The organism is Sulfitobacter mediterraneus (genome assembly GCF_016801775.1).
Lineage (GTDB): Bacteria > Pseudomonadota > Alphaproteobacteria > Rhodobacterales > Rhodobacteraceae > Sulfitobacter > Sulfitobacter mediterraneus_A.
In genome coordinates this window covers 2,632,678-2,658,839 of record NZ_CP069004.1, presented here as the reverse complement: position 1 = coordinate 2,658,839, position 26,162 = coordinate 2,632,678, and the positions used below count along the sequence as shown (strand labels likewise).

General features: G+C 56.8%; 28 protein-coding genes. 9 read left to right on the top strand and 19 right to left on the bottom strand.

The window, feature by feature from the left end; genetic code table 11:
• Positions 1 to 7: 7 nt before the first annotated feature.
• Positions 8 to 832, bottom strand: a complete 825-nt coding sequence (locus JNX03_RS13180; RefSeq protein ID WP_025047375.1) for an ABC transporter permease — start codon at positions 830 to 832, stop codon at positions 8 to 10.
• Between the two features lie 113 nt (positions 833 to 945).
• Here JNX03_RS13180 and cysQ point away from each other — a divergent pair, with 113 nt between their 5' ends.
• From cysQ to JNX03_RS13135, 9 genes are all read left to right on the top strand, one after another.
• The gene (gene cysQ / locus JNX03_RS13175; RefSeq protein WP_203209485.1) at positions 946 to 1,743 is read left to right on the top strand and encodes a 3'(2'),5'-bisphosphate nucleotidase CysQ; all 798 of its coding nucleotides are present in this window, start codon (positions 946 to 948) and stop codon (positions 1,741 to 1,743) included.
• Positions 1,743 to 2,543: a 3-deoxy-manno-octulosonate cytidylyltransferase gene (locus JNX03_RS13170; protein WP_203209484.1), complete on the top strand. Its 801-nt coding sequence runs from the start codon at positions 1,743 to 1,745 to the stop codon at positions 2,541 to 2,543. The genes cysQ and JNX03_RS13170 overlap by 1 nt, the downstream gene beginning before the upstream one ends.
• Positions 2,540 to 3,775, top strand: a complete 1,236-nt coding sequence (locus JNX03_RS13165; RefSeq protein WP_203209483.1) for a glycosyltransferase family 2 protein — start codon at positions 2,540 to 2,542, stop codon at positions 3,773 to 3,775. Before JNX03_RS13170 ends, JNX03_RS13165 begins: the two co-directional genes overlap by 4 nt.
• Positions 3,776 to 3,896: 121 nt before the next feature.
• Positions 3,897 to 4,790, top strand: coding sequence for a UTP--glucose-1-phosphate uridylyltransferase GalU (gene galU / locus JNX03_RS13160; RefSeq protein ID WP_025047371.1), 894 nt, complete (start codon positions 3,897 to 3,899; stop codon positions 4,788 to 4,790).
• Between the two features lie 22 nt (positions 4,791 to 4,812).
• Positions 4,813 to 5,796: a UDP-glucose 4-epimerase GalE gene (gene galE, locus JNX03_RS13155; RefSeq protein ID WP_203209482.1), complete on the top strand. Its 984-nt coding sequence runs from the start codon at positions 4,813 to 4,815 to the stop codon at positions 5,794 to 5,796.
• Positions 5,756 to 6,994: a glycosyltransferase family 4 protein gene (locus JNX03_RS13150; RefSeq protein ID WP_203209481.1), complete on the top strand. Its 1,239-nt coding sequence runs from the start codon at positions 5,756 to 5,758 to the stop codon at positions 6,992 to 6,994. Before galE ends, JNX03_RS13150 begins: the two co-directional genes overlap by 41 nt.
• A gap of 44 nt (positions 6,995 to 7,038) precedes the next feature.
• On the top strand, positions 7,039 to 8,049 hold the full coding sequence (locus JNX03_RS13145) for a glycosyltransferase family 2 protein (RefSeq protein WP_203209480.1): 1,011 nt from the start codon (positions 7,039 to 7,041) through the stop codon (positions 8,047 to 8,049).
• A complete protein-coding gene (locus tag JNX03_RS13140; RefSeq protein WP_203209479.1) occupies positions 8,046 to 9,743 on the top strand; it encodes a beta-1,6-N-acetylglucosaminyltransferase in 1,698 nt (565 codons plus the stop codon). Before JNX03_RS13145 ends, JNX03_RS13140 begins: the two co-directional genes overlap by 4 nt.
• A 3-nt stretch (positions 9,744 to 9,746) precedes the next feature.
• On the top strand, positions 9,747 to 11,180 hold the full coding sequence (locus JNX03_RS13135) for a sulfotransferase family 2 domain-containing protein (RefSeq protein WP_203209478.1): 1,434 nt from the start codon (positions 9,747 to 9,749) through the stop codon (positions 11,178 to 11,180).
• A 7-nt stretch (positions 11,181 to 11,187) separates the two neighbouring features.
• Here JNX03_RS13135 and JNX03_RS13130 read toward each other — a convergent pair whose 3' ends face one another.
• The 18 genes from JNX03_RS13130 to JNX03_RS13045 all read right to left on the bottom strand — a co-directional run bounded on the left by JNX03_RS13130 (position 11,188) and on the right by JNX03_RS13045 (position 26,101).
• Entirely contained in the window at positions 11,188 to 11,652 is a 465-nt protein-coding gene (locus JNX03_RS13130; RefSeq protein ID WP_203209477.1) for a PTS sugar transporter subunit IIA, read from the bottom strand.
• Between the two features lie 42 nt (positions 11,653 to 11,694).
• Positions 11,695 to 12,261 carry a ribosome hibernation-promoting factor, HPF/YfiA family gene (hpf, locus tag JNX03_RS13125; protein WP_203209476.1) on the bottom strand — a complete coding sequence of 189 codons (567 nt, stop codon included), beginning with the start codon at positions 12,259 to 12,261 and terminating at the stop codon, positions 11,695 to 11,697.
• A 253-nt stretch (positions 12,262 to 12,514) separates the two neighbouring features.
• Entirely contained in the window at positions 12,515 to 13,273 is a 759-nt protein-coding gene (gene lptB, locus JNX03_RS13120) for an LPS export ABC transporter ATP-binding protein (RefSeq protein WP_203209475.1), read from the bottom strand.
• On the bottom strand, positions 13,273 to 13,758 hold the full coding sequence (lptA, locus tag JNX03_RS13115; protein WP_238936701.1) for a lipopolysaccharide transport periplasmic protein LptA: 486 nt from the start codon (positions 13,756 to 13,758) through the stop codon (positions 13,273 to 13,275). Before lptA ends, lptB begins: the two co-directional genes overlap by 1 nt.
• Positions 13,759 to 13,775: 17 nt before the next feature.
• On the bottom strand, positions 13,776 to 14,381 hold the full coding sequence (gene lptC, locus JNX03_RS13110; protein WP_203209473.1) for an LPS export ABC transporter periplasmic protein LptC: 606 nt from the start codon (positions 14,379 to 14,381) through the stop codon (positions 13,776 to 13,778).
• Between the two features lie 5 nt (positions 14,382 to 14,386).
• Entirely contained in the window at positions 14,387 to 15,349 is a 963-nt protein-coding gene (locus JNX03_RS13105; protein WP_203209472.1) for a KpsF/GutQ family sugar-phosphate isomerase, read from the bottom strand.
• Positions 15,346 to 15,960 (bottom strand): ribonuclease D, encoded by a 615-nt coding sequence (locus tag JNX03_RS13100; RefSeq protein WP_203209471.1) that lies wholly within the window; start codon positions 15,958 to 15,960, stop codon positions 15,346 to 15,348. The genes JNX03_RS13105 and JNX03_RS13100 overlap by 4 nt, the downstream gene beginning before the upstream one ends.
• A 55-nt stretch (positions 15,961 to 16,015) precedes the next feature.
• A complete protein-coding gene (locus JNX03_RS13095) occupies positions 16,016 to 16,807 on the bottom strand; it encodes a PaaX family transcriptional regulator C-terminal domain-containing protein (RefSeq protein ID WP_203209470.1) in 792 nt (263 codons plus the stop codon).
• Positions 16,797 to 18,821 carry a phenylacetic acid degradation bifunctional protein PaaZ gene (paaZ, locus tag JNX03_RS13090; protein ID WP_203209469.1) on the bottom strand — a complete coding sequence of 675 codons (2,025 nt, stop codon included), beginning with the start codon at positions 18,819 to 18,821 and terminating at the stop codon, positions 16,797 to 16,799. The genes JNX03_RS13095 and paaZ overlap by 11 nt, the downstream gene beginning before the upstream one ends.
• A gap of 9 nt (positions 18,822 to 18,830) precedes the next feature.
• Entirely contained in the window at positions 18,831 to 19,895 is a 1,065-nt protein-coding gene (locus JNX03_RS13085) for a ferredoxin--NADP reductase (RefSeq protein WP_203209468.1), read from the bottom strand.
• A gap of 13 nt (positions 19,896 to 19,908) precedes the next feature.
• The gene (paaD, locus tag JNX03_RS13080) at positions 19,909 to 20,376 is read right to left on the bottom strand and encodes a 1,2-phenylacetyl-CoA epoxidase subunit PaaD (protein WP_203209467.1); all 468 of its coding nucleotides are present in this window, start codon (positions 20,374 to 20,376) and stop codon (positions 19,909 to 19,911) included.
• Positions 20,370 to 21,092: a 1,2-phenylacetyl-CoA epoxidase subunit PaaC gene (gene paaC, locus JNX03_RS13075; protein WP_203212242.1), complete on the bottom strand. Its 723-nt coding sequence runs from the start codon at positions 21,090 to 21,092 to the stop codon at positions 20,370 to 20,372. The genes paaD and paaC overlap by 7 nt, the downstream gene beginning before the upstream one ends.
• A 29-nt stretch (positions 21,093 to 21,121) precedes the next feature.
• Positions 21,122 to 21,466, bottom strand: coding sequence for a 1,2-phenylacetyl-CoA epoxidase subunit PaaB (gene paaB / locus JNX03_RS13070; protein WP_203209466.1), 345 nt, complete (start codon positions 21,464 to 21,466; stop codon positions 21,122 to 21,124).
• A 4-nt stretch (positions 21,467 to 21,470) separates the two neighbouring features.
• Complete coding sequence (paaA, locus tag JNX03_RS13065; RefSeq protein ID WP_203209465.1) at positions 21,471 to 22,463, bottom strand: 1,2-phenylacetyl-CoA epoxidase subunit PaaA; 993 nt, start codon at positions 22,461 to 22,463, stop codon at positions 21,471 to 21,473.
• A 3-nt stretch (positions 22,464 to 22,466) separates the two neighbouring features.
• A complete protein-coding gene (gene pcaF / locus JNX03_RS13060; protein WP_203209464.1) occupies positions 22,467 to 23,669 on the bottom strand; it encodes a 3-oxoadipyl-CoA thiolase in 1,203 nt (400 codons plus the stop codon).
• Positions 23,670 to 23,858: 189 nt separating this feature from the next.
• The gene (locus tag JNX03_RS13055) at positions 23,859 to 24,635 is read right to left on the bottom strand and encodes an IclR family transcriptional regulator (protein WP_203209463.1); all 777 of its coding nucleotides are present in this window, start codon (positions 24,633 to 24,635) and stop codon (positions 23,859 to 23,861) included.
• A gap of 323 nt (positions 24,636 to 24,958) precedes the next feature.
• Positions 24,959 to 25,282 (bottom strand): 2Fe-2S iron-sulfur cluster-binding protein, encoded by a 324-nt coding sequence (locus JNX03_RS13050; protein ID WP_203209462.1) that lies wholly within the window; start codon positions 25,280 to 25,282, stop codon positions 24,959 to 24,961.
• A 39-nt stretch (positions 25,283 to 25,321) separates the two neighbouring features.
• On the bottom strand, positions 25,322 to 26,101 hold the full coding sequence (locus JNX03_RS13045) for an SDR family oxidoreductase (protein ID WP_203209461.1): 780 nt from the start codon (positions 26,099 to 26,101) through the stop codon (positions 25,322 to 25,324).
• Positions 26,102 to 26,162 lie beyond the last annotated feature (61 nt).

Here is a 26,162-nt window from a genome sequence, read left to right as displayed (position 1 = left end):
AACACCTTTATCGCCGCGCGTTCCAGCTGAGCGAGGCGTGTTTGCGGGTGTAAAATTCGCCCATTAACCCGATCATCACCAGCACCATCCCAACCCAGATGGGATATTCCCAAGAGCTGTAACGCGGATAATAGTTAATAAAGACATAGCCCCGCGCCTGATCAATGCAGTGGAACAAAGGATTCCAGTCGAACATGGCAAGCATGAACCCCGGCAGGGTATTGGCGACAAACATCTTGCCGGAGGCAATCATATTGGCCCGTTGATACACTGTCATCAAAACACCGGTGACCGCCGGAAACCAGGGTTTGACCGCCAGTACAACCAACCCCAGGGCACAACCGGTAAACCAGGCAATCAAGAGCATGCCATAGGCCGCGGCCGGTTGTTCAATTTCCAAGGGCTTGTACCCGACGTGATAGCCAAAGAGGATCAAAAACAGAGACAGCGATTGAATATAGAGAGATCCCAATGCGGCGGAGGTGATCGAGATGATCGTGGTCATCGGCGCATGCTGCATCATTGCGCTGGCTGGTCCTTCGGACCCGGCAACCGCGCCAAGCGATTTGGTATGGGTCAGGTAGAGGAAAATCCCTGACATAATATACAGCAGAAAATCCCCACGCAGGGCGGCGGACCGCATGCCAAGGATGGAGAACATGATAAAGAACGCGGCGACAAACATCATCGCCTGCGACACATTGATAAAGATCGCCACAAAAGCATTATTGTGCTGTTTGCGCACACTGCGGACGATCGAATGATAGACCAGTTCAGCCATGGCAATGGCCGAGGCAAAGCTGCCTTTTGGCTTGCGGGTCGACTGGAACATGCGCTGCTGTCCTCTGCTCATGATATGTTTGCACGGAATTCTTGCTGTTCCGTTACCCCCACAGCATAAGAGGAGTGAGCAAACTAATCAATCAAAGCCGAGGAATGCAGCAGATGGATTACGAGAAACTGGTCACCGTGATGCGCAGGCTGTCGCTGGAGGCAGGTGACAAGATCATGGAGATTTATGGCCGTGACGATTTTGAGGTAAAGTCAAAATCGGATGACAGCCCAGTCACCGCGGCGGACGAGGCGGCGGATGCGATCATTTCTGCCGGGCTTAGGGCGGCATTTCCGGACGTGGCATTGATCACCGAAGAACAGGCGGCCACCCATAAATTGGATGTTGATACATTCTTAATTGTTGATCCGCTTGATGGCACTAAAGAATTTATTCACCGGCGTGGAGATTTCACAGTAAATATTGCGCTGGTGGAAAAAGGCGTTCCGACCCTTGGCGTGGTTTATGCGCCTGCAAAAGGGCGGATGTTCTTTACCCGCGCGGATGGTCAATCTGTTGAGGAAACCGGGGCTTTGGACAAGGACAGTCCCGGCGAGGTGTCACCGATCCACGTGGCGCAATCTGACAATAGCGCATTGATGGTGGTGGCGTCGAAATCGCACCGGGATGAACAAACCGACGATTACATCGCCAAATATCAGGTGCGGGATATGACCAGCGCCGGATCGTCGCTGAAGTTTTGTCTGGTTGCCACTGGGGAGGCGGATCTTTATCCGCGCCTTGGCCGCACGATGGAATGGGACACTGCCGCGGGTCATGCGGTATTGAGCGGGGCAGGTGGTGCAGTGGTGCGTCATGATGATCTGACGCCACTGACCTATGGAAAGGCAGATTTTGCCAATCCGTTCTTTATCGCCCATGCCGCCAATGTGGAGTTGAAACCCGCCTGATGTCAGTACTGATTGTCATTCCCGCCCGCTATGCCTCTACCCGCTATCCCGGCAAACCGCTTGTGGCGCTCAAAGGGGCGAGCGGTGCTTCACGCAGTTTGATCGAACGGTCCTGGCGAGCGGCCAGTGAGGTGCGCGGTGTCGATCGGGTGGTCGTCGCAACCGATGATGACCGGATCAAAGACGCCGCTGGGGGTTTTGGCGCCGAGGTTGTGATGACCTCCTCTGATTGTGTGAACGGCACCGAGCGATGCGCAGAGGCACATGCGGCGCTGGGCGGCGGATTTGATATTGTGGTGAACCTGCAGGGGGATGCGCCGCTGACCCCGCATTGGTTTGTCGAAGATCTGGTGACAGGGCTGCAATCCAACCCTCAGGCCGAGATTGCAACGCCGGTGCTACGCTGTGACGGGGCCGCGCTGAACAGCCTGCTGGCGGATCGGAAAGCCGACCGCGTTGGCGGGACAACCGCCGTGTTTGCGGCGGACCATCAGGCGCTTTACTTTTCCAAGGAGGTCATACCCTTCACATCCAAGGTGTACGGCGATGATGCGCCGACGCCGGTGTTTCACCATGTGGGCGTTTATGCTTATCGCCCTGATGCCCTGTCTGCCTATCCGTCGTGGACAATCGGCCCGCTGGAGCAGTTGGAGGGATTGGAGCAGTTGCGGTTCATGGAAAACGGGCGGTCGGTTCTTTGTGTGGAGGTCGAGGCCAAAGGCCGGTCTTTCTGGGAGCTGAACAACCCAGAAGATGTGCCAAAGATCGAAGCGATGATGGCGCAGATGGGCCTTGAATGACCCAACCACCGGCCAGCGTTGTCATTGTCAGCCGTGGCCGGGCCGAGGCGCTCAAGCGCTGTTTGCTTGGGGTTTCCCAGCTTCAGTATGACCCGTTTGAGGTGGTCGTGGTTGCAGATCCTGGCGGGATTGCTGCCGCGCGAGATATGCCGTTCGCGGGCAGTGTGAAACAGGTGCCTTTTGATGAGGCCAACATCTCGGCCGCGCGAAATCTGGGTGTGACACATGCGGCGGGCGAGATCATCGCGTTTATCGATGATGACGCTGTTCCAGAGCCGCAATGGCTTTTCCATCTCTTGGCACCCTTTGATCATCCTGAGGTCGCCGCGACAGGCGGCTTTGTGCGCGGCCGCAATGGCATATCGTTTCAATGGAAGGCGCGGGGGATTGATCCGCGCGGCGAGACATTCGATCTGGATTTGAGCGCGGATCAAGCAGTGGTTCTGCACCCGCCCAAAGGCCAAGCGATCAAGACCGAAGGCACCAATATGGCATTTCGCCGTGATGTATTGGTGGATCTCGGCGGCTTTGATCCGGCATTCCGCTATTTCCTTGATGAGACCGATCTGAACATGCGTCTGGCGCAGACTGGCCATGCCACGGCGATTGTACCCTTGGCGGAGGTGCATCACGGTTTTGCCGAAAATTCCCTGCGCCGGTCCGATAGGGTGCCGCGTGATCTGTTTGATATCGGGGCCAGCTGGGCAGTGTTCCAACGCAAATATTTGCCTGCTGTCCAGCACGCTGATCAATGGGCACGTCTGCGAGCGGATGAGCGCAAGAGACTGCTGCGCCACATGGTGCGCGGATCGCTTGAACCTAAGGACGTCGGTCGTTTGATGCAGCGGTTGAACGATGGCTATGCAGAGGGATCAATCCGAGCGATTGCGAGCACTTCGTTTCCGCGTCACCCGGTTTCGGGATTTCAGGGTTTCCCGGCGCGTCGGCGACCCACAATTGTGATCCGGTCCCGGCCCATTCGGTTTGCCAAGGATTATCAGAGCGCGGTGAACAGGGTGAAAAAGGGTGACATTGTCACCGTGATGTCCCTGTCACCAAGTGCTATGTTTCATAAGGTCTTGTTTACCAAAGATGGCGTATGGCTTCAAAAAGGGGGACTGTTCGGAAAATCGGATCGGGACGCACCGTTGTTCCGGCTGACATCTAGATCACGTCGCCTTGAAAAAGAGCGGAGCCGAGTTGCCAGACAGCGCGGATTGCGCGAAGACTGATAAAATAGGACGAAAATTGGCTGGATACTGCAATTCCGGCACGGTTTGGCCAAGGTTTGGCCCAAATTTGAGTAAATAATAAGATAGCATAAGCTACGGCAACTGAGCATTAGGAAACGCAATGCGTAAAAAAGTGACAAAAGCAATCTTTCCGGTTGCTGGCATGGGCACCCGGTTTTTGCCGGCGACAAAGTCCGTACCCAAGGAAATTATGACCTTGGTGGATCGCCCTTTGATCCAATACGCGATTGACGAGGCCCGCGCGGCGGGCATCAAGGAATTCATCTTTGTGACCTCGCGCGGCAAAGGTGCGCTTGAGGATTACTTTGATCATGCGCCCCAGCTTGAGCAGGAGTTGCGCAAGAAAAACAAGACAGAGCTGCTTGAAACGCTCAAGAACACCAATATGGAAAGCGGCGCGATTGCCTATATTCGCCAGCACAAGGCGCTTGGCCTTGGTCACGCGGTGTGGTGCGCGCGGCGTCTGATTGGCGATGAACCCTTTGCGGTGATCCTGCCGGATGATGTGATCGCGGCGGATAAGCCATGCTTGCAACAGATGGTCGAAGCCTATGCCGAAACCGGCGGTAACATGGTTGCCGCCATGGAAGTTGAACCTTCCCGCACGTCGTCTTACGGCGTTTTGGACGTGTCAGATGACATGGGTCAGATGGTGAAGGTGAAGGGCATGGTCGAAAAGCCCAAAGCCGAAGACGCACCATCCAATCTCGCGGTGATCGGGCGATATATTCTGTCCCCAACTGTTTTGCAGAACCTCAATCAGATCAAGTCCGGTTCAGGTGGTGAGATCCAACTGACCGACGCGATTGCCAAGGATATCGAACTGGATCGCAACGTATATGGCTACCGGTTCCGGGGTCAGCGGTTTGACTGCGGATCAAAGTCCGGCTTTCTTCAGGCCACTGTGGCATTTGGTCTGGCCCGCGAAGAACTGCGTGACGATCTGCGCAGTTACCTGCAAAGTGTGATGCAAATCGACAGGGCTGCGCAGTAACATCAGCCGGGGGGCTAAAGGCATGAATAAGGTTCTGGTGACCGGTGGCGCGGGCTACATCGGATCACATGCCTGTAAGGCGCTTCGGTCGGCTGGATTTACCCCCGTGACCTTTGATAATCTGATCACCGGATGGCAGGATGCCGTCAAATTCGGCCCGTTCGAACGCGGCGATCTGCTGGACCGCGACGCGCTGGATGCGGTTTTTGCGAAACATGAACCCATTGCCGTGATGCATTTCGCCGCGCTGAGCCAAGTGGGCGAAAGCATGCAACAGCCGGGCCGCTATTGGCACAACAATGTCACCGGATCGATGAATCTGCTTGATGCCGCAGTGCAAGCGGGCTGCAAACAGATCGTTTTTTCCTCAACCTGTGCGACCTATGGCGATCAGGACAATGTCGTGCTGGATGAGAACAGCCCACAAAACCCGATCAATGCCTACGGCGCCTCAAAACGTGCGATCGAGGACATGTTGCGCGATTACGAGGTGGCGCATGGGTTGCGGCATGTGATTTTCCGGTATTTCAATGTCGCAGGCGCCGATCCGGAAGGAGAGGTGGGCGAGTTTCATCAACCCGAGACCCATCTAGTGCCGCTGATGTTGGATGCAATCGCGGGAAAACGGGATGCCCTCACGGTTTTTGGCAGCGACTATGACACCCCTGACGGCACCTGCATCCGTGATTATGTGCATGTGTGCGATCTGGTGGATGCGCATCTGCTTGGCCTGAATTGGCTGTCGGATGGCAAAAACAGCCGGGTCTTCAACCTTGGCACAGGCAAAGGGTTTTCCGTGCGCGAAGTGATAGACCACAGCCGCGAAGTGACCAACCAAACTGTGCCGATTGTCGAAGGGCCGAGGCGGCCGGGGGATTGCACAAAACTGGTGTCAGGATCGCATCGCGCGGAGGTTGAACTGGGGTGGAAACCGCAAAGATCGACCCTCAAACACATGATCTCAGATGCATGGAGATGGCACCAAACCGGCCATTACGACGCCTGATATGGCGCAGGCCCGCCTGCTTGATCTGACGCGCAGTATGCGGCGGGCCGGGCGGGTTGCGACGGGCATTGACCGGGTCGAATTGGCCTATCTCAAACGGTTTCTGCAAGATGATAATCCGGTGTTCGGGCTGGTGCGATCGCCCTTTGGATACCTGTTGTTGGATCGGGCAGGAATGTCCGAATTTTCTGATAAGTTACAAGATGCTATCCCTTGGAGCCAGGCGGATTTTTGGTCCTCTGTCTGGCCGGGACGGGATCCGGTCGTAAGGCAGGCCGAAAGCGATTTGCGGCGCCGGGCAGTGGACCGGGCAACGCGGCATCGTTTGCGGGCAATGCTGGCGCGGAACCTGCCGCAGGGATATGCCTATTTCAACATCGGCCACAGCAATATAACCGAACGTGTCCTGCGCAGCATAAAGCAGAGCGGGGGCCAAGTGCATGCATTGGTGCATGATGTGATCCCGCTTGAATATCCTGGCTATCAACGGCCCGGCACGGTCGTTCCTTTCCGGATCAAAATGCAGCTTTTGCGCGGATATGCCGACCGCTTGATCTACAATTCACAAGACACGCAAAAACGGTGCGAAGAACAGATGCTGGCATGGGGAGTGATCCCGCCCGGTGTGGTTGCGCATCTGGGAGTTGAGAATGTGCAACCTGATCCTGCTGCCGTGCCGTCGACTGCGCTGCCGGATTGTCCGTATTTCATTTGCGTTGGCACCATTGAGCCCCGCAAAAACCATGCATTTCTGCTCGATCTTTGGGATCGGATGGGCACGGACGCGCCACCTTTGCTGATTTGTGGCGCGCGCGGCTGGAACAACGAGGCAGTGTTCAAACGCCTTGATCAAATGCGACCTTTTGGAGTGGTAAGAGAGCTGTCTGGCTTGCCCGATGCTGCCGTCTCTGCCTTGGTTCAGGGCGCCTCAGGGCTGCTTTTCCCCAGCCATGCAGAGGGCTTTGGTTTGCCCCCCTTGGAGGCGGCCCAGCTTGGAACGCGTGTTTTATGCAACGATTTACCGGTTTTGCGCGAGATTTTAGGGGATTGGGCCCATTTCATACCTGTTTCCGAGCCCGATTTATGGGTAAGAAACATTAAGAAATGGGAAAAAATACAGCCAAACGCAAAAATCCGGGATGGCATACCGGGGCCGACATGGAATGATCACTTCAAGACCGTGTTAAGGTTAAACTGATACCGCGTTGAAAGAGCTGTAATCCCGAAGGTAGAGGGCGGTTTTTGGGTGTATTCCAGTCATATCGGCTGCGTCTGCAACGTAAGCGGTGGCGCATTCGTGCGATCCGCAAGCGCGGAGAGCTAAAGCGCGTCGCGGACCGGACCAGCCAGATCCGGCCAGATGACCTGCTGTTGTTCTGTACCCAGCGGAACGAGGGTGTACGTCTGCCCTATTTCCTGGACTACTACCGCGAGATGGGCATTGGCCATTTTTTCTTTGTGGACAATGACAGCACGGATGGGTCTGCCGAATATCTGGCCGAACAACCTGATGTTTCAGTCTGGAGCAGCCGCGCCGGGTACAAGCGTGCGCGGTTTGGGATGGATTGGCTCAACTATCTGCTGATGAAATATGCGCATGGGCACTGGGCGCTGACGGTCGATCCTGATGAATTTCTGGTTTACCCGTTTTGCGATACGCGCCCCTTGCGGGCGCTGACCGACTGGCTGGATGCATCCTCTATCAAATCGTTCTCGGCGATGCTGCTGGATATGTATCCCAAGGGGCGGATTGACGAGCAGCCCTACTACGCCGGTCAGAACCCGATTGAGATCGCCTCGTGGTTCGACAGCGGCAATTACACGATGTCGCGTAACCATTTGTTTCATAACCTGTGGATCCAAGGCGGACCGCGGGCGCGCGTGTTCTTCAAGGAGGCGCCGGAAAAGGCACCGGCCCTGAACAAGGTGCCTTTGGTCAAATGGGACAAACGGTATGCCTATGTCAGTTCGACCCATATGTTGCTGCCGCGTGGACTCAATCAGGTCTATGATGAATGGGGCGGTGAGAAAGCGTCCGGCGCGCTGCTGCATACCAAGTTTATCGATACATTCGGCGCAAAGGCCGAGGAGGAGCTGCAGCGCGGCCAGCATTATGCCGGGTCAGTCGAATACATCGCCTATGCGCAAGAGCTGAGGGAAAACCCGCAGCTTTGGTGCAAGTGGTCAGAGCGGTACATCAACTGGCGGCAGCTTGAGATCCTTGGTCTGATGTCCAAGGGGAACTGGGCATGACCGTAGGGATCGTCATGTTGGTTCATACGGCCCTTGGCCGCGCGGAACAGGTGGCGCGGCATTGGGCCGCTGCGGGCTGTCCTGTGGTGATCCATGTCGACAAAAGCGTTCCGCGAAAGACTTACGAGGGGTTTGTAAAGGCCCTCAGCACGCTCCGCGACATCAGTTTCTGTGGCCGCTATCGTTGTGAATGGGGCACATGGGGCATTGTCGCTGCATCGCAGGCCGCCTCCGAACAAATGTTGGCGCGACATCCGGAGGTGCGGCATGTCTATCTTGCCTCCGGATCATGCCTGCCGCTGCGCCCGGTGGAGGAGCTGATTGATTATCTCGATGATCGGCCGCACACGGATTTTATCGAAAGCGCGACAACGGCGGATGTGCCCTGGACCGTTGGCGGCTTGGATGCCGAACGTTTTACGTTGCGCTTTCCTGTTTCGTGGAAACGCAACCGCTATCTGTTTGACAAGATCGTGGATATTCAGCGGCGGTTCAAACTGCACCGGGATATGCCCAACGGCATCGTCCCGCACATGGGCTCGCAGTGGTGGTGCCTGTCGCGGCGCACATTGTCGGCGATCCTGCAAGATCCGGAGCGGCCAACCTATGACAAGTTTTTCCGCCATGTCTGGATTCCCGACGAATCCTATTTTCAGACTCTGGCCCGCCAATATGCCACCCGTATCGAAAGCCGATCGCTGACCCTGTCAAAGTTCGATTTTCAGGGCAAACCACATATTTTCTATGATGATCACCTGCAGTTGCTGCGCCGGTCTGATTGTTTTGTGGCCCGCAAAATCTGGCCTCATGCGGATCGGCTCTATGATGCCTTTCTGACCGATGTTGCCGGCGCTATGAAACGGACGGAGCCGAACCCCGGCAAGATTGACCGGATTTTCTCCAAAGCGGTGGAGCGGCGGACAAGGGGCCGATCCGGCCTTTATATGCAAAGCCGGTTCCCGAACGAAGATTGGGAAAACGGTGTGACCGCTGCGCCCTATTCAATGTTCCAAGGCTTTTCAGAATTGTTTGAAGACTTTGAACAATGGCTTAGCAAGGCAACCAACGCCCGCGTGCATGGACATCTGTTCGCCAAGGACCGCGTGCATTACGCCGATGGGCAAACGGCCCTGAACGGCGCTGTGTCAGACAGCGCCACCTTGCGCGACTACAACAGCAAGGCGTTTCTGACCAACCTGATCTGGAACACGCGCGGTGAACGTCAGTGTTTCCAATTTGGGCCTGCAGACAACCAAGAGGTCAATTGGCGCATTGCCAGAGACCCAAACGCGCAAGTGTCGGTGATCACTGGGGCTTGGGCAGTGCCGCTGTTTAGGTCCAACCTCGATTTTGCCGAGATCCGCCGCATTGCGGCCGGTCTGCAAAAGATCGAAAGCGACCACATGGATATTCTCCGGTCCCCCCACACCAAGGCGCGAGTTCGGATCTGGACGATGGCGGAGTTTATCGAAGCACCGATGGAGCCGCTCCAGGGTATTCTTGATGAGATCGGGCGCACCAACCTGCGGCGGCTGGCCGAAGCGCCCAAAATGGTGGATCTGGCAGGCTTTGGTCAATTCCTGCAAAACCTCAAGAACCAGGGTATGCATCCTTATCTGATGGGGGATTTCCCGGTGGAACGGAATGTATCTGAGCCTGCCAAAACCCCCCGCAAACCCTATTTGGTACGGTAATTCATGGCGCAGCGGTTTCACAGTTTTGTTGTTTTTGCAGAGATGCGCACAGGGTCGAATTTTCTTGAAACCAACCTGAATGCCTTTGACAGCATCCGTTGTCATGGGGAGGCGTTCAACCCGCATTTTCTGGGCTATCCATCCAATGACCCTATCCTTGGCGTTGATCTGGCGACCCGCGAGGCCGATCCGTTGGTTCTGGTCGATGCAATCCAGAATGATCCCTCTGGCATCGGCGGGTTTCGGTATTTTCATGATCACGATCCGCGGGTGTTTGACCATATCATCGCGGATGAGGGCTGCGCCAAGATTATCCTGACCCGCAATCCGGTCGAAAGCTATGTAAGCTGGAAAATTGCGCAGGCCACGGGTCAGTGGAAGCTGACCGATGTCAAAGCCCGCAAGTCCGGGCAGGCGGTGTTTGACGCAGATGAGTTTGAGCGCCATCTTGATGCGCTACAACAGTTTCAGATTACCTTGCTGAACCGTTTGCAGGTTACGGGGCAGACGGCCTTCTACGTCGCTTATGAAGACCTGCAAAGCGTCGATGTGATGAACGGAATCGCCCGGTTCCTTGGCGTCGATGAAACCCTCGATGGGTTGGACACCAGCCTGAAAAAGCAAAACCCAAGTCCGATATCGTCCAAGGTACGCAACTATGAGGATATGTTGGTCAGCCTTGCCGGGATGGACCGGTTTGACCTGACCCGAACCCCAAATTTTGAGCCGCGCCGCGGGCCGAATGTGCCGTCCTATGTCGCGGCAGCAGAGGCGCCGTTGCTGTATATGCCGCTGCGCAGTGGGCCGCAGGATCGGGTGATGCGCTGGTTGGCGGCGGTGGATGATGTGGCGGAGGCGGATCTGCTCACCAAGATGAATCAAAAAGAATTACGTCAGTGGAAACGTGGACATCCGGGGCATCGCAGCTTTACCGTGCTGCGCCATCCGGCGGCGCGTGCCCATGATGCATTTTGCCGGCATATTCTTGGCACGGGTCCGGGTAGCTACAAACAACTGCGCACGACGATGATCAAACGCTACAATCTGCCGTTGCCAGAGGATGGGCCGGATGCCAGCTATGATAAACCCGCCCATCGTGCGGCCTTTGCGGCGTTTCTGAGCTTTCTCAAGGCCAATCTGGCAGGGCAAACCGCGATCCGTGTTGATCCGGCATGGTGTACGCAATCGCAGGCACTGGCCGGATTTGCAGAATTGTGCCCGCCAGACCGCATCATCCGCGAAGAGACGCTTGAACAGGAATTGGCAGAATTGGCACAGGCGGCGGGTATTGGTTCCGTGCCGCCGCTGAGCGAAGGTAAAGTGGATCAGCCCTATACTCTGGCCGAGGTTTATGACGACGAGATCGAGGCGCTGGCGGCGGATGCCTACCATCGTGACTATGTCATGTTCGGGTTTTCGCGATGGGCTCAGGGGTGATCAGCGATTACGCCGCCTGGACAGAATTCTCTTCGGTCAGAATTGTATAAAGCGTTGCGGCGTCAGGGTTGGACCGCAGTTTGCTGCACACCGAGTTGTCGCGCAATGTGCGTGAGACAAGGGCCAATGCCTTGAGATGTTCAACACCGGCATCTTCTGGGGCGAACAGTGCAAAGGCGATATCAACCGGTTGCCGATCAACAGAGGAAAAATCGATCGGCTTGTCCAAAAGAACAAAGGCGCCGACCACCTCGTTCAAGCCATCCAGCCGGGCATGGGGCAGGGCAACACCGTGCCCCACACCTGTTGGTCCAAGAGATTCGCGTGCGATCAATGCCTCCACAACACGGCCTGCGTCCATGCCATAGGCTCCGCTGACCAAATCGCCGATGTCCTGCATCAGCCGTTTTTTACTTGAGGCCGAGGTCAGCACTTTGACTGCCTCGGGTTTCAATAGTGTTGCAAACTGCATCAATACGCTCTGCTCTGATGGCGGGACGTTTCTTGTCGATCCTTACGAAGGATCAATCCAGCCGATGTTTCCGTCGTCGCGGCGGTAAACCACGTTGATTCTGTCTTCACCTTCTTTGCGAAACACCAACACCGGGGCGCCTGCCAGTTCCATTTGCATCACCGCTTCGCCGACAGACAAGTTTGCAATCTTGGTCTGCATTTCGGCTACGATCATGGGTTGGAGTGTTTCAGGTTCCTGCGCGTCTGAGTCGCTTTCCGAGGCGAGGATATAGGAGGATGCGCCGTAAAGTTCAACAGGCTCTGCCCGGTCTTTATGGTGATCCTTGAGACGCCGTTTGTAACGCCTCAGCTGTTTCTCCATTTTTTCATTGCAGGCGTCGAATGCCCCGTAGATTTCGTTGTGTGACGCCTTGGCAGATGCGGTGAGGCCCGTGGATAAGTGGACCGTTGCTTCGCAGACAAATTCGTGACCGGACTTTGAGAAAATAACCTGTGCATCCGTCGGACGCTCTGCATATTTCTTGACCGCTTCACCCAGTTCTTCTTTGACGTGGGTTTGAAGCGCGTCGCCGATATCGATCTGTTTGCCGCTGATTTGGTACCGCATACTCTCTCCTTATTATATGTGTCATCGGGCATCACAAAACGGACCACGGGCGTGGTCTGTTGAGGGTGCCTAGATGCGGGAAACCGGCCTTGCGTACAGCTTGATCTCGTTCGAGCCTTGGCGATAAGGCCGATGCAAAATCAAACAGGAACGCAGTGTTGCCATGACCTGATCATCGCAAATACCAGCGCGGGAAGTCAATCAAAAGCCGCCCCAATTTTGGCGGAAATACTCTTAATGCCTTAAGGAATTTTTAAGAGATGCGGAAATTGTCGCCAAGATAAACGCGGCGCACATTCTCGTTCTGGACGACCTCGTCGGGCGTGCCGGACATCAAAACGCGACCCTCGTGCAAGATATAGGCGCGGTCCACAATTTCCAGTGTTTCCCTCACGTTATGGTCTGTCACGAGCACCCCGATACCGCGGTTCTTGAGGTCCGCCACCAGGTGACGAATATCCCCGACAGAGATCGGATCAACCCCGGCAAAAGGTTCATCAAGCAGCAGATATTTGGGATCCGCCGCCAGGCAGCGGGCAATCTCCACACGGCGCCTTTCGCCCCCTGAAAGCGCCAATGCGGGCGCACGGCGCAGGTGTTCGATGGAAAATTCTGACAGCAATTCCTCAAGCCGTTCGCGGCGCTGGTGTTTGTGTGGCTGCGAAATGTCGAGAATCGCCGAGATGTTGTCTTGCACGGACAGTCCGCGAAAAATGCTCATTTCCTGCGGCAGATATCCGATCCCCAATTGGGCGCGGCGGTACATCGGCAATGTTGTGACGTCACGTCCATCTACAGTGACGGTCCCACCTTCGGGCGTGACGAGGCCGGCAACCGAATAAAACGTGGTGGTCTTGCCAGATCCGTTTGGCCCAAGAAGCGCAACAACCTCGCCCCGATCCAAGTGCATGGAGAAATCACGGATCACGATCTTTTTACGGTAGGATTTGCGCAGATGCTCGATACGCAAACCGCGATTGCCATCCGCAACGGTGAGTTCAGGCGCGCTCATCAGTCGTCGCCGCCCTGTTGGATGATGGTCTTCACCCGGCCGGACATCTGCGCGGTGCCATCGTCAAGGCGGATGTTCATCCGGTCCGCGCTCAGGGCATTTGGTCCCTGATCCAACAGGACATTCCCGGTCATCACGATGGTGCCGTCGTCAATGTTATAATCGGCACGCTCTGCCTCTGCAGCGTCCGGTCCAGAGACCAGCGTCACGCCGCCAGTTGCCTCCAGCCGTGCAATACCTTTGTTTTCAGCGCGGTAGACAACCAGAACACGCGGTGCTGACAGCCGCATCTCACCCTGTCCGATCAGTACATTTCCGGTGAAAATGGCGATACCGGTTTGCTGATCCACAGACAGGTTGTCTGCGGTCACCTCAACAGGTTGGCCGGTGTCCTGGCGGATTGTGCCAAAGGCAACGTTGGTGCCCTGAGCCAAAGCCGGCAGTGTTTGAACCGCCAGAAACAAGGAAAGCAGGAAAATTCGCATAACAAACACTTCGATTACTATTCATCGCCTTTTGGGGTGTATACCAGCTTCACGCCATTTGTGAAAAACAATTGGGCAGGCCCGCCCTCTGTCTCGGAGGTGAGGGTCATGCTGCCTGCGTTCAAGGTGCCAATTGGGCCGGTTGCATCGACCGGACCGGGGGATTTGAGATTCAGGCCCGTCATCCGCGCCGAAAGCAGGTCACTTTCGATGCGGTATCCCGTGGAGGTGGTGACAAGCACATCTCCTTCGAGATCAACATTGTCCTGCGCCAGATTAAAGTAGCCCTCAGCAGCATCGAGGGTGATCTGTGTCCCGCCTGCAAGATCAATCTCGACATCCACATTTCGCGCGCGGTTCACCCCGCGTTCGGTGTTTGAGGTGGTCAGTGATTGTGCAGAAAAGGCGATCTCGTCCCCATCCGCAGTGGTGCCTGTGTAGAATGGCCCGGTGACTTGCTGTCCCTTCAGGCGGTCCTGAATTTCCTTGTCTGCAAAGGGAATCACGGCCTCTGGGTCGATCACCCGCGACAACAGGAACAACGTCGACAAAAGCGCCAGCGCCATAAGCGGAAACACAACCTTGAGCCAGGACACCAGCCGGGTATAGCGGTCCGCTTGCATGGGGGTTAACCCAGACCGACGCGCAAACAATCGTGGATGTGCAGCAATCCAACGGGAACATCAGGTGTCTTGGGATCGACCACCAGAAGGCAGGTGATCTTGCGATCATTCATCACGCCCACAGCTTTCTCCGCCAGTGCGCCGGGGTCAATTGTCACGGGGGAGGCTGTCATCACATCGCGGGCAGTCAGGTTCAGAAGGCCATCCATATGGCGGCTCAAATCACCGTTGGTGATGATCCCCAACAGTTTGCCATCCGCATCCGTCACACCGGTCACGCCAAAGCCTTTGCCACTGATTTCGATCAGTGCATCCGACATCTTGGCGTCTTCTTCCACAAGGGGAATCGCCGCGCCGCTGTGCATCAGATCCACCACACGGCTGAGGCGCGCGCCCAATTTTCCGCCGGGGTGGAAGTCACGGAAATGTTCGGCGGTGAAATCACGGTTTTCCATCAGGGCCACAGCCAGCGCATCGCCCATCGCGAGGGTCATGGTGGTGGATGATGTGGGCACAACGCCCGTGCCGCAGGCCTCGCCGATTTGAGGCAGAAGCAGCAATACGTCACTTTGACTGCCAAGGCTGCTTTCGGGGCGACTGGTCAAGCCGATCAGCGGAATGCCAAAGCGGCGGGAGTAGGCGATCAAATTGCCCAGTTCGGGCGCTTCGCCGGAGTTGGATATCGCCAAAACCACATCTTCGCCAGTGATCATGCCGAGATCGCCATGGCTCGCCTCGGCGGGATGCACAAATTGTGCCGGTGTTCCGGTGCTGGCGAGGGTTGCTGCGATCTTGTTGGCGATGTGGCCAGACTTCCCGATACCTGTGACGATGACGCGCCCCTTGGTGGCTTTCATCAAGTCGATCGCGTCGCGAAACCGGTCGTCCAAACTGTCTGCCAGCGTGATCAGCGCCTCCGCCTCTGCCCGGATCACCCGGCGGGCCGTATCAAGAAAAGGTGTGGTCATGCGTGTGCAAAAATGTCCGTTTCGGGCCAGCCTTCGAGATCCAGTTGAGCCCGCATAGGCAGAAAGTCAAAGCAAGCCTGCGCAATTTCTGTCCTTCCCTCTCGGGCAAGACGTTTGTCGAGCTCATCGCGCAAACGGTGCAGGTACAAGACATCAGAGGCCGCATAGTCGATCTGCGCCTGGGTAAGCTCTTCACTGCCCCAATCACTGGATTGTTGCTGTTTGGAGATGTCGATTTGCAACAGCTCCTGCAGAAGTTTGGCCAGTCCGTGACGGTCTGTGTAGGTGCGGATCAGACGGCTGGCGATCTTTGTGCAATAAACGGGTGCGGTTTTTGCACCAAAGGCATTCAGCATGGCGGCGATATCAAACCGGCCAAAGTGAAACAGCTTTAGCACATCGGGGTTTTCCAAAAGCGCACAGAGGTTCGGCGCTTCGGTCTGGCCTTTGGCAACCTGTACCAGATGGGCGTTTCCGTCGCCGCCAGACAACTGCACAACGCACAGACGGTCGCGGTGCGGGTTCAGGCCCATGGTTTCACAATCGATGGCGACAACCGAACCCAGATCCAGGTCATCCGGCAAGTCATTCTGATAGAGATAATTTGTCATGCCACATCCTATACCGTGGTTACAGGGCGGGCGAAAGCGCGGGATTTCGCCCTGCTCAGGCAGCGGCGGCTTGCTGCGCGATGCGGCTGAGGTCGGGTCTTGGAAACCGATCGAGGAGTGAGGCCACCATCCGGTGACAGGCATGGCCGGGCCAGTCTTCGGGCAACAGGGCTTGGGGCAACGGCGGGTGACGCAGTACCAGCCGTCGCCAATTGTGCACGACCAGACAGCGCAAGACCGCCACTTCGATCTGGGACAGATCAGGCATTTGATCCAGTTTTGTTTCCAAATCGGTCAGCGTCTGCAGCAACTGTTGGTAATCCTCTCGCAGATCGTCGGGCGCGGCCTCTTTACGGAGCCAATCCGGAACGTCAGTTCCAGGCAGTGCCAATGCATACGCCGGCGGCTTCGCGGATTGCGGCCCGATATAGGTGCGCGTGGTGATGGCGGCGAAACCGCGGGCTGTCATATCTGCGCTGGCGTCTGCGTCGCTGGGTGGCATCAGGACCAACTGCCAATCCGGGGTCTCCGATCCGGGGCGGGCATAGATGCGGGGGCTGGCGATCGCGCTTTCGCGGCGGCCTTTGTCCGTCAGGCTGTGCTGGCGAATACGCCCCGATTTCTCTGACGTAACCCAACCGTCATTGCGCAGCCGGTGCAGCGCGACGCGCACGGCCTCTGGCTTTATATGTTGCCGCGCCATGATGGCCGACAGAACCGGCCCGTCGATCCGATCACCTGCCCCTTGGGCCAAATCGCCAAAGAGACTGATCATCAAGGACCAAACGCGCTGCCCGCCCAAGGCACGCAGCGCGGCTGTGTTCTTTGAAAACGGATCAGTAGGCATTCATGGTCAACAGCTCGTATTCTGCCACTGCCTCGTCGTTTTGGTTGGTCAGGGTCACATGCCAGCGCACTTCGCCGTAGTCCTCATTGCGGGGGGTCTTATGCTTTACGCTCAACCGTACCTTAATGCTGTCCCCCGCTTCAACCGGAGCCATGAACCGCAGATTGTCCAAACCTGTGTTGGCCAGAACCGGGCCGGGGTCAGGCTGCACAAACAGGCCAGCAGCAAAACTCAGCAGCAGATAGCCATGGGCAACACGACCGGGGAAGAACGGATTTGCCTTTGCGGCGGCATCGTCCATATGGGCATAGAAGGTATCGCCGGTGAAATGGGCAAAGGTTTCGATGTCTTCCAACGTCACTTCGCGACTTCCAGAATGGAAAGTCTCTCCCAGATCCAGATCGTTGAATGTTCGGGTGAACGGATGTGCTCGGTCGGTGATCTCGGTTGCGCCCGGAACCCATTGCTTGCCAATCGCGGTCAAGATATCGGGACTGCCCTGTACGGCGGTGCGTTGCATGTAGTGCATCACGCCGCGAATGCCGCCCAGTTCCTCGCCGCCGCCGGCACGGCCCGGTCCACCGTGCACCATATGCGGCAATGGCGATCCGTGGCCCGTGGCCTCGGCCATGGAGGCGCGGTTGTTGAAATAAAGCCGCCCGTGAAATGCCGCCGCGCCCAGAACCATCTCGCGGGCCACTTCGCCATCATTGGTGATCACAGAGGCCACAAGCGACCCTTTGCCCTTATTCAGTAGGTCGATGGCGTTGTTCAGATCGCGGTAGGGCATGATTGTTGAAACAGGACCAAAGGCCTCGGTGTCATGCACGCGCTCGGCCTCATCAGGCGCAGCGCAATGGAACAACATGGGCGGCACAAAGGCACCTTTTGCCTTGTCGGCACCCACAACTTCAAAGTTGTCAGGATCGCCAAACACCCGCTCCGCCTCGGCGCCAATCAATGCGGCTTTCTCAAGCACATCGCGTTTCTGCCCCGCTGACACCAAGGCACCCATCTGCGTGGCCTCAAGCCGTGGGTCACCGATGGTGGTTTTGGCAAGGCGCTCAGACAGGGCCGTGATCACTGCGTCAATCTGCGCCTCTGGCACCATAATGCGCCGGATTGCGGTACATTTCTGCCCCGCCTTCGCGGTCATTTCGCGCTGCACTTCTTTGACGAAAAGATCAAACTCGGGCGTGCCGGGAACGGCGTCGGGGCCAAGCACGGAGGCATTAAGGCTGTCCTGCTCAGAGGCAAAGCGAACCGAGTTTTCCATCAAAACAGGATTGCCGCGCAGCTTGAGCGCGGTTTGTGCCGATCCGGTGAAAGCTACGGCATCCTGACAATCAAGATGGTCCAGCATATCGCCCAATCCGCCGCTGACCAATTGCAGCGCGCCCTCTGGCAACAGACCGGAGGCCAGCATCATGCGTACGCAAGCCTCGGTTACGTAACATGTCGCGGTCGCCGGCTTCACAATCGCGGGTACACCGGCCAGCAGCGTTGGCGCAAGTTTCTCCAACATGCCCCAAACGGGAAAGTTGAAGGCATTGATATGCACCGCAACGCCTTGCAGCGGGGTACAGACATGGCGGCCCCAAAATTGCCCGTCGCGGCCAAGCTGCTCGGGCGGGCCGTCCAGATAGACATGCGCATCGGGCATTTCGCGCCGCCCCTTCGAGGCAAACACCATCATCGTGCCGATGCCGCCGTCCACGTCAATCTTGTGATCGCTCAGCGTCGCGCCGGTGTCATAGCTCAGATCATAAAGCGTCTGACGTTGCTCTCGCAGATAGAGCGCCACGGCCTTGAGCATGCGGGCACGGTCATGGAACGTCATTTTGCGCAGGGCAGGGCCGCCAACGTGGCGGGCATAACCCAGCATCGCTTGCACATCCAAGGCATCGTTGCCCGCCTGCGCGATAACATCGCCGGTGATGGCGGATGCAATATTTCGTGCACCGGCACCGGGCGAGACCCATTGACCGGCGGCAAAGCTTTCGACGTTGCGCATGTTTGTTCCTTAGTGAGTGTCGTAATCGATGACGAGTTTGTCCGTGAGTGGATAGGACTGACAGGACAGCGCCATGCCGCGTTCCACCTCGTAATCCTCAAGCGCGTGGTTGGAGAGCATTTCAACATCTCCCTCCACCACCTTGCAGATGCAGGTGGAACATACGCCAGCCTTGCAGGCAAACGGTGCATCCAGGTTGTTCTCCAGAGCAGCCTCAAGCACGGATTGGCCCTTTTGCATGGTAAAGCTGCGCTGGGCACCCTCCATGATAAAGGTCACTTCGGTGCCGGCCTGACCTTCGCTGCGCTTGGCCATTTCCTTTTTGGCAAGTTGTCCTTGCTGGCTTTCGCTGAAGAGCTCGAATTTGATCTGATCAGGCTCTAATCCGTGGGATTTCAGCGCATCCGAGATCGCCAGCATCATCGGCTCAGGGCCGCAGATGAACGCTGTATCAACGGATTTGACGTCGATCCAATGCTTGAAGAGCTGGGCGCATTTGTCCTGATCTACACGTCCGGTGAACAGGTCGATATCCTGCCCGGATTCCAGCATGTGGATCACATTGAATCGGCCCATGAAGTGGTTCTTGAGATCCTCAAGCTCCTCGCGGAACATGATCGTGTTTACGGCACGGTTTGCATAGACCAGCGTGAAGGTGGATTTGGACTCTCGCATCAGAACAGTTTTGAGGATCGACAGCACCGGCGTGATGCCGGATCCACCTGCGAAACCGAGGTAGTTTTTGCCAATATCAGGCTCTATTTCTGTAAAAAACTTGCCCTGCGGCGGCATGGCGTGCAGGCGGTCACCGACCTTGAGTTCTGTATTGGCAAAGGTTGAGAAGGCACCGCCGTCCACACGTTTGATTCCCACCTGCAGCTTGCCATCGTCCAGGCCCGCGCAGATGGAATAGTTGCGACGCAACTCGGTGCCGTTGAAATCCTGCTTGAATGTCAGGTACTGCCCTTGGGTGAAATCAAAGGCATCGGGGTTGTCTGGTTCCAGTGTCAAAACCACCGCGTCGCGGATCGTGTGGTGGATATCAGTCACTGTTAAAGGATGAAACTGGCTCATGATACGCTAGGCCTCATATGCATTTGAAATAATCGAAAGGCTCAAGGCAGCTTTGACAGCGCCACTGTGCCTTGCAGGGGGTTGAGCCAAACTGGCTGATGCGTTCGACTTCGGTGGATTTACAGCGCGGGCAATGTTGTGGACCGCCTGCGGGTCGGGGCGGGGCAATGCCGTATTCTTCCAACTTTGCCTTGCCGCTTTCGGACAGCCAATCGGTTGTCCATGCCGGCGACAATTGCCTTTTTAGAGACAGTTTTTTGATCCCCTTGTCCCGCAGCGCGGCTTCGATATCCAGATTGATAATGCTGGTGGCGGGGCAGCCTGAATAGGTCGGGGTGACCGTTACCTCAAGCGTATCGCCTTGCCACTGCACATCACGGATGATGCCCAGATCGGTCAGGGAAATGACGGGGATCTCCGGATCAGGAACGGCAGAGAGCCAGTTCCAAACAGTCTCTAATGTTGGCTTTTCCTCTACCATGTCGCGTCTGGATAGGCCCGTTGCAGCCACTGCATTTCGGTCAGCATGTGACCCAGATGTTCTGTGTGCCGCACACCGGTCTTGCCCCCTTGATGGGCAAAGTCACTGTCTGGTCGGGTCAGCGTGGCCTCTGCCAGAACGGCGTTTACCGCAGTGTCATAACCTTCTCGAAGGCTGGTTGGATCGGGGACGATGCCCTTCTCAGACAAGGCTTGATCCACTGCATCAGAGGCGAACAATTCGCCGACATAGGGCCACAACCGGTCAAGCGCCTTTTGCATACGCTGATGACTTTCCTCGGTGCCGTCACCAAGGCCGATCACCGTGTCACCCGACCGCTCAACATGATAAGTGACCTCTTTCACGGCCTTTTCTGCAATCGCTGCGATTTCCGCGTTGCTGGATCTCATCAACGCCTTGAGCTGGAGCAGGTGCCAGGCGTCAAACAGATATTGGCGCATCATGGTTTGACCAAAGTCGCCGTTTGGCTGTTCGGCCAACAGAACATTCCGGAAATCCCAAACGTCACGGCGGAAGGCCAAGGCATCGGCGTCACGGCCTTTGCCTTCCACTTCGCTAGCGAGACCAAGCCAGAGCTGGGTTTGGCCAATCAGATCGAGGGCGGTATTGGCCAGCGCGATGTCCTCTTCTAGAACCGGCGCAACGCCGCACCATTCTGATACGCGATGACTGAGAACGAGGGTATTGTCCCCCATCCGGCAAAGATATTCGAATAATGGGTCGGTCACATCGCACCTACTTCGTCTGGAATGTCAAAAAATGTCGGGTGGCGATAGACCTTGGCGTTGGATGGCTCATAAAGCGATCCTTTTTCCTCGGGGGAGGATGCGGCGATATGGTCCGCCTCGACGGCCCAGATGCTGACGCCCTCGTTTCGGCGGGTGTAGACATCGCGGGCGTTCTTGATCGCCATCTCGGCGTCCGGGGCGTGCAGACTGCCAACGTGACGATGGCTTAACCCGTGTTGCCCGCGAATGAAAATTTCCCAAAGGGGCCATTCGTTGTGACGCGCAGGGCCGTGATCTGCGGCTTCGGTGCCTGTGTAGGGGCTGGTTTCTGGGCTGCTCATGATCTTACTCCGCTGCGAGATGTGTTGCTTTTTTCTTGGCGGCATGGGCCAACAGGCCTTCGCGCACCCAACGTCCGTCATCCCAGGCTTTGTTGCGGGCTTCCAGACGTTCGACATTGCAGGGGCCGTTGCCCTTGAGCACGTCAAAGAATTCGTTCCAGTCCGGCTGGCTAAAGTCCCAATGGCCGGTCTCTTCGTTGAACTTCAGATCGTCATCAGGAACCGTCAGGCCAAGGTAGTGTGCCTGCGGTACAGTCTGATCGACAAACTTCTGGCGCAGCTCATCGTTGGTATTCACCTTAATTTTCCAGGCCATGGATTGCGCGGAATGCACGGATTCAGCGTCGGAGGGGCCGAACATCATCAGCGATGGATACCAGAACCGGTTGAGCGCATCCTGCGCCATTCTGCGCTGTGCTTCGGTGCCTTGGGCCATCTTCATCATTATGTCGTAGCCCTGACGCTGGTGGAAAGATTCCTCTTTGCAGATCCGGACCATCGCGCGGGCGTAGGGGCCATAAGATGTCCGTTGTAGAGGCACCTGATTCATGATCGCCGCACCATCGACGAGCCAACCGACTGCGCCCATATCAGCCCATGTTAGGGTCGGATAATTGAAGATCGACGAATATTTCATCTTGCCGGACAGCAGATCACGGGTCAGCTGATCGCGGCTGACTCCGAGGGTTTCAGCTGCACAATAAAGGTAGAGACCATGCCCTGCTTCATCCTGCACTTTGGCCAGCAGGATCGCCTTGCGTTCCAATGTCGGTGCGCGGGTGATCCAGTTGCCTTCGGGCAGTTGCCCAACGATTTCGGAGTGCGCATGTTGGCCTATTTGGCGGATTAGGGTCTTGCGATAGCCATCTGGCATCCAATCCTTTGGCTCAATCTTTCTACCGGCATTGATCCGCTCCTGAAAGGCGCGCTCATCCGGGTCCATGTCTTCGAGGGATTTAACCCCCTCGCCGGTCGACTTGATCATCTGTGCATACATCGTTCAGGTCCTCTCAAGAATAAGGGCAACACCCTGGCCCACGCCCACACACATGGTGCAAAGCGCATAGCGGCCTTGGGTGCGTTTCAGTTGCAGTGCGGCGGTCATCACCAGACGGGCGCCGGACATGCCAAGTGGATGGCCGATGGCGATGGCGCCACCGTTGGCATTCACATGCGGCGCATCGTCCGGCACACCCAAGGCCCGCAGTGTGGCGATGCCTTGACTGGCGAATGCTTCGTTCAATTCAATCACGTCCATCTGGTCGATGGTCAGCCCAGCGCGGTCCAGCACCTTTTGGCAGGCCGGGATCGGACCGATGCCCATCACACGCGGTTCGACCCCGGCGGCAGACATCGCAACGACACGGGCAATCGGTGTCAGGTTGTGTTCTTTGGCTGCTTGTTCAGAGGCAATGAGCATCGCAGCCGCACCGTCATTCACGCCGGAGGCATTGCCTGCGGTCACGGAAAGATCCGCCCCATTGATGCCGCGCAGTTTTCCCAGCTTTTCGGCAGTTGTGCCGGGGCGCGGGTGTTCATCGCGGTCCACGACAATGTTATCGCCCTTGCGCTGCGGAATGGTGACTGGCGTGATTTCTTCGGCAAAGATACCGGCGGCGTCCGCTGCGGCCCATCTTTCCTGACTGCGCTGGGCAAAGGCGTCTTGATCGGCGCGGCTTACGTCATGGTCTTGGGCAACGTTGTCAGCGGTTTGCGGCATGGAATCGACGCCAAACTGCACTTTCATCTTCGGGTTAACGAAGCGCCAGCCGATGGTGGTGTCATAGACCGCATTTGCACGGGAAAAAGCGGTTTCGGCCTTGGGCATGACAAAAGGTGCCCGCGTCATGCTTTCCACGCCGCCCGCGATGGCCAGATCCATGTCACCTGCACGGATGGCGCGGGCGGCGGTGCCAACAGCGTCCATACCAGAGGCGCAGAGCCGGTTTATCGTGGCGCCGGGCACATCAACGGGCAAACCTGCCAGAAGGGATGCCATACGCGCCACATTCCGGTTGTCTTCGCCGGCCTGATTGGCACAGCCGTAAATTACATCGTCGATTTTGGCCCAATCCACCTGTGGATTGCGGGCCATCAATGCCGCGATCGGTACAGCCGCCAGATCATCCGCCCTGACAGAAGCCAAAGCCCCGCCAAACCGACCGATAGGCGTACGTTGCGCGTCACAGATAAATGCCTGCATGAATCACTCCCTTTGACGGGTAAGCCTAGGTGATCCGATTCAGCCAAACAAGAAAAATGTTACGAAGTTTCGGAACGGGGAGTTTATTGGTAACGCTTTGAGCGCAAGAAGATCAGATGCAGCGGTGGCCGCACTGGCGGTTTACGGTTTATTTTGTTTGGGTTGTGGGCCAAAACCCGATCAATCGGATCAGGCCAAAAGCTCTTCGAGGCGATGAGCGCCTGCGCGCAATATCTCGATGAAACCGATCAAATCATCCAGATCGTGGCGTTGAATTGGGGCGTGAATGGACAATGTCGTCAGCAACCGGCCCTGTGTGTCACAAATCGGGGCGGCAATGGCGGCCATGCCTTCCATGAATTCCTGATTGTCGGTGGAATATCCACGCTCGCGGATCTTGGCGATATCCTCCAACAGATGATCGGGATCGACGATAGAACTGGGTGTCTTTTGTTCCAGCGGCATGGATTGCAGCAACCGCCGCAGTTTGTCTTGCCGCATTGACGACAGGTACATCTTACCGCTTGCCGTGCAATGGAACGGAACCCGCGTGCCAACAGGCAGCTGGATGCGCAGGGGCCAGTGGGTTTCGACCCGGTCCAGATAGACCATTCCGTAACGTCCGGGCGCGGCCAGATTGCAGGTTTCACCGACATCCTCGGCAAGCTTCTTGAGCACGATCAACCGTTCGGTGCGCACCCGTTGGGATGACAACGTGTTGGCGGACAAGACCCTGAGCCGCGCACCGGGGCCAAAGGACCGGCCATCAAGATCGCGTTGCAGGAAACCCTCTTCTTCGGCGGTTGCCAAGAGCCGGTGGATCGTCGGCTTGGGCAGATCCAATGCGGCGCTTAATGCTCGTGGTGAAACCGGTGCACCTTCTTTTGCAATTTGCTCTAGAATCAATAACAGACGCAAATTGGTTGGGATCTGTCCTTTGGTGCCGTCTGGCTGGTCGCTGGGCATTGGTTTACGTTATCCTTCTGAGAGGAGCCATAGGGCAAGGTCTGGTATCAGAGCAACCACAATCCAGGCCGCTCTGGGCGATGTCAAATACATCGAGGAATAGCGCAACAGTCTGAACGACCACACGCCCAGAATGCCGGAGGCAGCATCGAGGCCAAGGGCCATGGGGCGCGTGAGACATCTGCCAAAGGTTCCCTCATGCGCCCTTGAGCGACAGCACCCAGCATCCCTACCAGCTTTGCAATCAATGGAAGCGTGGCCGCGATATGAAAAATCAACTGAGCGCTACTTAAGCCGCGCTGGGGAGTGTTGTCGCCCTACGGTCAGGCCTGCTTTTCCGGCATGAACACCTTCAATCCCTCCAACGCATCGCTGACTTTCAGCTGGCACGTCAGGCGAGAGCGCTCGCTGTCCAGTTCATAGGCAAAATCCAGCATGTCGTCTTCCATTTCGTCACGCGGGGGCAGCTTGTCGATCCAGGGTGTATCGACATAGACGTGACATGTGGAACAGGCGCAGGCACCGCCACAGTCAGCCTCGATGCCGGGAATGTTATTGTCGCGTGCGCCTTCCATGACGGTGTTGCCTTCGGGCACGTCGACCACGTGTTCCTGCCCGGTAAATTCTACATAGGTGATCTTGACCATTATGCCCTCGGAAATTGGAAAGATTGAAAAAAGACGGGATCAGAAGGCCGCGCGGTGCAGGCCTCCGTCGATCAGAATATTCTGACCGGTGAGGTACCCGGCGTCAGCCGAACACAGAAACGCGCAGGTTTGCGCAAACTCCCGTGGCCTGCCGAAACGTGCGGCGGGCACCTGTTGTTGCCATTGCTGCGCGGCGCTTTCAGGCGTGGTGCCTGACTTTGCAGCAGTGGCATCGAAACCTTGGCGCAGGCGTTCGGTATCGAAATACCCTGGCAGCAATTGGTTGATCGTGACATTGCGATGAGCGACGGTACGGGCGACACCTGCGACGAAACCCGTCAACCCGGCACGTGCGCCGCTGGACAGGTCCAGCCCCGCAACCGGCATTTTTACGGTCACCGAAGTGATATTGACGATGCGGCCAAATCCACGCTCGACCATGCCGTCGATCACTTTCTGGATCAGTGTGATCGGAGTGACCATGTTCATTTCAAGACCGCGGCGGATGTCGTCGCGGTCAAGATCGGCCAACGCGGTGAAGGGCGGACCACCATTGTTGTTGATCAGAATATCGGGGGCCGGGCACGCCTTCAGCAGGGCCGCCTGGCCCTCATCGGTGCAGATATCGGCCGCGACAGGCGTCACACGGCCCTCGGCATGGGCCTCGATTGCGGCGGCGGCGGCATCCAGCTTGGCCGCGTCGCGTCCGTTGATGACCACGTTCACTCCGGCTTCGGTCAGGGCAAGCGCGCAAGCATGACCAAGCCCCTGGCTTGATCCACACACGATCGCTGTTTTACCTGAAATACCCAGATCCATGACGGTATAGTCCTATTGAAAAAGGGCGCATGGCCATGCCGGCAATGCGCCCCATTGTGTT